Raw genomic sequence first — 7,714 nt, 5'->3', positions numbered from 1 at the left:
CCAGACTCACAGGCTTAGCCCCTCTTCACTTTGAAAGCGGGAATTACAAGGGAGTGAGAAAAATATACGGTGGACGCGCTCGGCCACGAACAGCTCTCTACATGGCTGCGGTAGTAGCTTTGAGACATAACCCTGAACTAAAAAGCTTTGGAGCTAGACTTCGTGACGCGGGAAAAGCAGGTCGAGCCATCGTGATTGCTGTTGCTCGGAAACTTCTTATCCATCTCAATTCTTTGGTTAAAAAAGAAATTTACGGAATATAGTTGCTGATTTATTGGGAGTTCCTGTGTTTCGCCCGCATTTGATTGAGAGCACAGCATTTGGGGCTGCGGCACTGGCGGGACTAGCGGTGGGGTTCTGGAAAGACCAAGCAGAGGTGATGGCGCTATTGGGCGCTGGAGAGCGCTTTGAGCCGCAGATGGATGAGTCCGAGCGCGATGCACTCAAAACGCAATGGCGAGCTGTGGTGCTGCGGATGTTGGAGACGCGTTAAATGCACGGATATGGATCCGGGTGGAGACATGACGCGGCTGTGTCCGCATTGTCATTGATCGGAAGGATAGGCTGCATCGTGGCTCTTGCTAGTAGTGGGGCTTGCACGCTAGTGGTGGGAACAAGTTTCGGAGCAAGGGCTGAGCGCTTTGTGTTGCAATTTCGTGCGTCTGATGGTGATGTGTTAGCATGCAAAAACGCTTGATACTGGCATCTGAGTCACCGCGTCGTCAGCAATTGCTGGCCGAGCTAGGATTTGAATTTGATGTCATCAAAGCTGAGGTGGAGGAACTGCATGATGCCAGCATGGGGATTGCGAATCTCTGTGAGACGAATGCGGCGCTGAAGGCGCGCGAGGTGGTGTCACTTTTCCCCTATGGCATCGTGTTGGCTGGGGACACTCTGGTGGCTCTGGATGGGGAGCCGCTTGGGAAGCCTAAGAGTCTCGATGAGGCGAGGGAAATGCTACGCCGCCTCTCTGGCTCAGTGCATCAAGTGTGCACTGGAATGTGTGTGGCTGCGGCGGGGACTGAGCAAAGGTTCCACCAGATCACGGAGGTGCATTTTAAAAGCTACGACGATGCGGTGATTGAGGACTACATTGCCAAAGTGAATGTGATGGATAAGGCTGGCAGCTATGGAATTCAGCATTATGGTGACATGCTAGTTGAACAAGTGGTGGGAGATTACAGCAATGTGGTTGGGATGCCTCAGGAGCTGGTACACAGCACCCTCATCGCTTTTGGAGTAAGCCCTAAGCCGCAATAAAACCGATGAATCATACCGTCTCGCAAGCTCGCTATCCTCTTTTATTTAACCCCAATGCCCGCAGTCAAAAGGGGCGGAGGGCGCTGCGTTTTTTGATGAGCCATGCACAGGACTTTGTGCTATACGCCACACGTGATGCTGATGATGCGCGCGACTTGGCGTCTGATTTCGCAAGGTCTGGTGAGCCGATCGTGCTCGCTGCTGGTGGTGATGGCACCTTGAATGCGGTGATTCATGGTCTTGGAGGCTCACAGACGGCGCTTGGTGTGTTGCCCGCAGGAACGATGAATGTTTTTGCCCGTGAAATGGGCATTCCGGTACCGAATATGCAGACCTCGAATCTCAAGAAAGCGCTAGAGATCATCCAGGCCGGGTTCATTCGCGAGGTGGATTTATTTGAGGCTAATGGGCAGGCTTTTGTGCAGATGGCAGGAGTGGGGTTTGACGCGCAGGTGATTGAAGAAACCACTAGCGAGATGAAGAACCTCTTTGGTCCGATGTCGTATCTGATGTCTGCGGTCAAGGTCCTGGGGGATCAGCCTCCTAGCATGACGGTGCGATGTGCCGATGGTCGAGTGTTCGACGGGGTGGCTGTGTTGGTGGGGAATGGATCCTTATACGGCGGACAAATGAAGCTTTTTCCGAATGCCAGTAATGAAGACAACATGCTGGATCTATTGATTTTTAAAGAATCTGGCTACAAGCTCGTGCTCGATTCGATCAAAGGGATGGCGGGGGTGATCGACTTGGTCGATTCATCAGTGGAGTACGTGCAGGCGGATGAATTTACGGTGACAAGCAATCGTGAGGTGCCGATCGAAATCGATGGCGAATACGCTGGGCGCGCGACCGAGGTGGCTTTCTCACCGGCGAAGAATAAGCTCAAGGTGCTGGCACCAGAGGGACAAGAAGGTGGGCTGCAGCAACTCTGGAATTCGTGGATGAATCTGCACCGAAAGATTGTGGAAAAAGCGAATGCAGATATCCATTCTATCACTGGTCAGTCGCCAAAGTGATGGTATAGTTTTTGTTGATGGAACAGAGCGAAGTAACTAGCAAATCCCTCGGGCTACGAGTGTCCAAGGTCATGTTTATCGGCCTCAAGGCACTGGTGCCTGTGATGGGGACGATTTGGATTCTCTACATCGTGTACCGTTCCTTATTGGGGGTGGGCGACATGATCACTGATGCGGTGATCAAGCTGTGGAACCCAAGCACCGAGCCAGAGCAATTGTTGGAGCGGGTGCCAGCACTCGGCTTGGTACACTTTTTGTTGCCATTGTGTATTTTATTGGTCCTCGGACTCATCGTGCGGAACCGTGTGGGTTCAGCGATCCTGAAGGGAATAGAGAATGTGGCCACGCGTTTGCCGCTTGCTGGCTTTGTCTACAAGTCCCTGGTGCAGTTTGTCGCGGCGATCGACGAGCTTGGTAAAGACCGCCAGTTTAAGAGCGTGGTTTATGTGGAGTATCCGAGTCCAGGTTGTCGCTTGATTGGCTTTGTGACGAGCGAGTCAACATTGGTGGAGGACGGGAATGAAGTGACCTCCGTCTTTATCCCCACGAGCCCGAACCCGCTCACGGGTTTTCTGTTGTTGATCGATAATGACAAGGTACAGCCCAGCTCGATGACCGTCGAGCAAGCGAGTAAGATGGTTCTTTCCGCAGGACTCGTGGCGCCAGTATAGTTTCACTTGATAGAATAATAGAGATCCTGTCGTATAGATTTGTTCTGATGGGAGAATCCAAATGGGCGGCGTTTAAGTGTTTCCACAAGAGTGTGTTGTGTGGCTCATTGTTGTTATTTTCTGCTTGCGACAAAGCCGAGGATGAAGCCGAAACGATGCCAGTCTCGACAGATGTTGAAGTGCTAGTTGAGTACAATTCGGACATTCGTCCGATCCTGTCGGACAAATGTTTTTTCTGTCACGGGCCAGATGAGAAAAATAATAAAGCAGGCTTACGCCTAGATACCGCTGAAGCTGCTTATTCAGCACTCAAAGAAGGCCAAGGGCATGCGATTGTGCCGGGTGATAGCTCAGCATCGGTAGCGTGGCAGCGCATCATCAGCCAAGATCCGGACGAGGTGATGCCTCCGCCAGACTCTATGATTGATCTTACTCAAGAGGAGAAACAGCTGATTCAAGAGTGGATAGATCAAGGAGCAACCTATCAAGAACATTGGGCATTCATCGACCTTCCCAAAGATGTCGAAGTTCCTGAAGTTTCTGATTTGCATTGGCCAAAAGGGTCGATTGATCACTTCGTGTCCGCCCAACACCAAAACTTAGGGTTCTCACCGAACTCCGCGGCAGAGCCATTGACTTGGCTGCGCCGGGCCTCATTCGATCTCACTGGCTTACCTCCAAGTTTGGAGATGATTGAGCGCTTTAAAGGCAAGTCAGAAGCGGAGTACGAAGCGATGGTCGATGAACTATTAGCGAGTGAGCATTACGGTGAACACGTGGCTGTCGCATGGTTAGATGCTGCTCGATATGCCGATTCTTATGGCTTTCAGTCTGACAAACTCAACAATCAATGGCCGTACCGTGACTGGGTGGTTAAGGCCTTCAATGACAACCTAGGCTATGATAAGTTTCTAACTTACAACCTAGCAGGTGATTTGCTAGAGAGTCCGACTCGTGAGCAATTGCAGGCGACAACGTTCAATCGTCTGCATCGCTTGACCAATGAAGGTGGGTCGATTGAGGAGGAGTTTTTGGTTGAGAATGCGGCAGACCGTTTGCACACCTTTGGCACCGCAGTCATAGGTTTGACAATGGAATGTGCTCGTTGCCATGACCACAAGTACGACGCAATAAGTGCCAAAGACTACTACAGCCTCTTCGCGTTCTTCAATTCTATCCCAGAGAATGGATTGTATGATAATCCCTCCAAGGTGCCGTCGCCGACCATGCTCTTGCCGAATGCCCAACAGGAAAAATCGTTAGAAGGTGCTAGGAATAGAATTGCGCATGCCGAGAAGGAATTGAAGTTGGCAAAAGAAGCGGCTGAGCCAGGTTTCCAAGAATGGAAAAAGCAAGTCGACTTTCGTTCGGCTTTGAATGGATTGAGTGGGCATTACGAATTTGAAGAGGCACTCAGATCAGTGAAGAATTTGGTGAATGCAAAGGAAAAGCCAAGTTCAGCAAATGGGCTGAAGCCGATCGTCGGACCCTCCGGGCAAGCGGTCCAATTCAACGGAGACCAATTGGTCAAGCTCCACACTGAGGTGGCTACTGAGCGCGGGCATCCCTTCAGCCTAGGGTTTCGCATAAAGGATAATGAAAAGTCGCCCATCACTGCAGCAGTTGCTCATAAGACTTGGGGGACTGAAGTCGGCTACAATGGCTTTGATGTGCTGCTACGTGACGGCTTCATGGAGCTGCGACTCTACCGGGTTTGGCCAGGAAATGGGATTGGTATTCGCAGCAAAGTTCCTCTGAAGCAGGCAAAGTGGCATCAGGTTGCCTTCGCGTATGACGGCTCCAACTATGCCAGCGGTATGCAATTGTCGATCGATGGAGTATTGGTCGAAGTCGAAGAATTGGGGAGTGATGTACTACTCAAGAGTGCCACAGGAAAAGGAGATGGGCTCGAGCCATTGACTTTAGGACCTCGTTTCAGAGGTCGTGGATTCAAAGGGGGCGCATTAGATTCCATCTTCCTTTATCAGCGCGATTTAACGGCCATTGAGCTGAATGCCCTGAGTTCTGGAATGTATGCAAAAGTAATTCGCTACCGTAAGGAAGAGCACAGTGAGTGTATGCTGCGTGAATATTCCCTGACGCACCATGCGGGTGCTGTGCACCAAGCAAAGGTGAAGCTCAATGAGGCACGCAGGCATCAAGTGAGTATCGAGAATAGTGTTTTTGAAGTTAGCATCATGAAAGAGCTCCCGGATCCTCGGCCAACGTATATCCTAGAAAGAGGGGAGTATGATTCGCCAAAGCATGAAGAGAATCGCGTCGAGCGTGATGTCTTTGAAGAAATTTTACCACGCTTTCCTGAAGGGCAGCCCAAGAATCGACTAGGCTTGGCTCAATGGTTGCTAGATCCTAGCCATCCACTCACCTCGAGAGTCTTCGTGAACCGAGTTTGGCAAAACTTTTTTGGCAATGGCCTCGTTGGAACTTCAGATAATTTTGGGCTGCAGGGGAGCCTACCATCTCATCCCAAGTTGCTCGATTGGTTGAGCCGTGACTTCATCCAGCACGGATGGGACATCAAAAGATTGCATAAACAAATCGTTCTATCAGCGACCTATCGACAGAGCTCATCTGTTAAAAAAGAGGTGCTTGAGCGCGACCCAGAGAATCGATGGTTGGCTCGTGGGCCAGCGCACCGGCTAGGTGCCGAGCAACTTCGAGACCAGGTGCTGGTGGCTTCAGGCTTACTCAATCCACAAATGGGTGGAGCCCCAGTGTCACCCTACCAACCGGGGAAAGACCTCTGGCGTGAGTCGAACTCTATGTCGCCAGCATACCGTCAGAGCAAAGGGAATGCGCTGCTTCGGAGATCCATCTACTCGGTCTGGAAACGCACCGCACCATTGCCGAATATGACAGCATTCGATGCCACGAGCCGTGAAGTGTGTAGCGTCAAACGCTCCAGCACCAACACGCCCATGCAGGCATTGGTTCTGCTCAATGATGTCCAATTTGTAGAAGCTGCTAGGGCGCTGGCCACCAAGGTGATGTTGCAGGGTGATGACCACCATCTTCGTGTGCGTCATGCCTTTTTGAGCCTGACTGGTAGAGCGCCAACAGAGGAGGAAATGCAATTGTTGTTAGCTCTCTATCAGGAGCAATTAGAGTATTATCGTGAACGTGGTGATGCTGCCAAAAAGTTAGTTTCTCATGGTGAGTCGAAGGTGAACGAAGCAATAGAAACGGTGGAGCTGGCTGCGATGACTGTGCTCTGCCAAGCCATGGTTAATTTAGATGCAAGTGTATGGAAAAGATAGCGAGTAATTACAATGACCTGATGGCCGTCAATCGCAGGCATTTCTTCAAGTCGGCGATGGCTGGGATTGGTAGCGCAGCATTGAGCTCGTTGTTAGGTGAAGGACGTGCTGCCTTTACCTTGGCGCATTATGCACCCAAGGCGAAGCGTGTGATCTATCTGTTCCAGTCTGGTGGGCCGGCCCAGCAAGATTTGTTCGACTACAAGCCGCTACTCAACAAACTCAACGGCGAGCAATTGCCACCAGAGGTTAGAGGAGGTCAACGCCTCACGGGTATGTCTGCGAACCAGTCGTCGTTCCCGCTTGCTGGTTCACAATTCAAGTTTGCCCAATACGGAGAATCTGGCACCTGGCTCAGCGAGCTTTTACCGCACCATCGCGAGATTGTGGATGACATCTGCGTGATCAAGTCGATGTACACCGAGGCGATCAACCACGACCCTGCCATCACTTTCTTCCAGACTGGTTCACAGATTGCAGGGCGGCCGTCGATGGGAGCCTGGCTGTCGTATGGGCTTGGCTCGCTCAATGAAAACCTGCCCTCATTCATTGTCTTGAATTCCGCTGGCCAAGGTGGCCAACCATTGTACTCAAGATTATGGGGGGCGGGCTTCCTTGATTCAAAGTACCAAGGAGTACAGTTCCGCTCTGGGAAAGATCCCGTGCTCTACCTCTCAAATCCGGATGGAATCTGTCAGTCGGGGCGACGGGCATTGCTAGATAAAGTGAATGATCTTAACCGGCTTCAGTTCGAGCGGGAGTTAGACCCTGAAATCGAGAGTCGAATCGCCCAGTACGAGATGGCGTATCGGATGCAGACCAGTGTGCCAGAAGTCACTGACATGAGCGATGAACCAGGGCATGTTCTTGAACTCTATGGAGATGACGCGCGTAAACCGGGAACCTTTGCCGCCAATTGCCTGCAGGCGCGTCGCCTAGCGGAACGTGGGGTGCGTTTCATCCAGCTCTACCATCAAGGCTGGGATCAACACGGTAATTTACCTAATGGAATTCGTAATCAATGCCAAGAAACTGATCAAGCATCCGCGGGATTGATTAAAGATCTCAAGCAACGAGGGATGTTAGACGATACTTTAGTGATCTGGGGAGGAGAATTTGGGCGCACATCTTATTCTCAAGGAGCGATTTCAAAAACCAGCTATGGCCGCGACCACCACCCGCGATGCTTCAGTATGTGGATGGCGGGCGGAGGGGTGAAGCCTGGTATTAGCTATGGTGCCACCGACGACTATGGTTACAACATTGTCGATGCCTCAGGAGTGCCAATCAGTCCTACCAAGCACCACTACGAATCTGGCGCTGTTCACGTACACGACTTACAAGCGACTATCCTGCACCTCTTAGGCGTGAATCACGAGCACCTCACACACCAGTATCAAGGGCGTCGCTTCCGCCTCACCGATGTGCACGGCAAGGTGGTCAAAGATATTTTAGCTTAAACAAAACACCCTAGGTTTCATATGAAAAC

7 protein-coding genes are annotated in these 7,714 nt (G+C 51.3%); all 7 read left to right on the top strand.

Translation table 11 applies throughout. The features are described from left to right. The coding region (locus F454_RS16090; RefSeq protein WP_018969857.1) for a transposase at positions 1 to 263 on the top strand (263 nt) is incomplete at its 5' end. 38 nt (positions 264 to 301) lie between these two features. After that, complete coding sequence (locus F454_RS0106625) at positions 302 to 493, top strand: hypothetical protein (protein WP_018969856.1); 192 nt, start codon at positions 302 to 304, stop codon at positions 491 to 493. 188 nt (positions 494 to 681) lie between these two features. Next, positions 682 to 1,260, top strand: a complete 579-nt coding sequence (locus F454_RS0106620) for a Maf family protein (RefSeq protein ID WP_018969855.1) — start codon at positions 682 to 684, stop codon at positions 1,258 to 1,260. A gap of 5 nt (positions 1,261 to 1,265) precedes the next feature. Further along, positions 1,266 to 2,276, top strand: coding sequence for a diacylglycerol/lipid kinase family protein (locus F454_RS14450; RefSeq protein WP_083912911.1), 1,011 nt, complete (start codon positions 1,266 to 1,268; stop codon positions 2,274 to 2,276). Between the two features lie 17 nt (positions 2,277 to 2,293). Then, a complete protein-coding gene (locus tag F454_RS0106610) occupies positions 2,294 to 2,947 on the top strand; it encodes a DUF502 domain-containing protein (RefSeq protein ID WP_083912910.1) in 654 nt (217 codons plus the stop codon). Positions 2,948 to 2,994: 47 nt separating this feature from the next. Continuing rightward, positions 2,995 to 6,225 (top strand): DUF1553 domain-containing protein, encoded by a 3,231-nt coding sequence (locus F454_RS0106605; protein ID WP_018969852.1) that lies wholly within the window; start codon positions 2,995 to 2,997, stop codon positions 6,223 to 6,225. After that, complete coding sequence (locus F454_RS0106600; protein WP_018969851.1) at positions 6,213 to 7,685, top strand: DUF1501 domain-containing protein; 1,473 nt, start codon at positions 6,213 to 6,215, stop codon at positions 7,683 to 7,685. The genes F454_RS0106605 and F454_RS0106600 overlap by 13 nt, the downstream gene beginning before the upstream one ends. Positions 7,686 to 7,714 lie beyond the last annotated feature (29 nt).

Source organism: Rubritalea marina DSM 17716, assembly GCF_000378105.1.
Classification (GTDB): domain Bacteria; phylum Verrucomicrobiota; class Verrucomicrobiia; order Verrucomicrobiales; family Akkermansiaceae; genus Rubritalea; species Rubritalea marina.
This window is presented reverse-complemented; position numbering and strand designations above follow the sequence as displayed.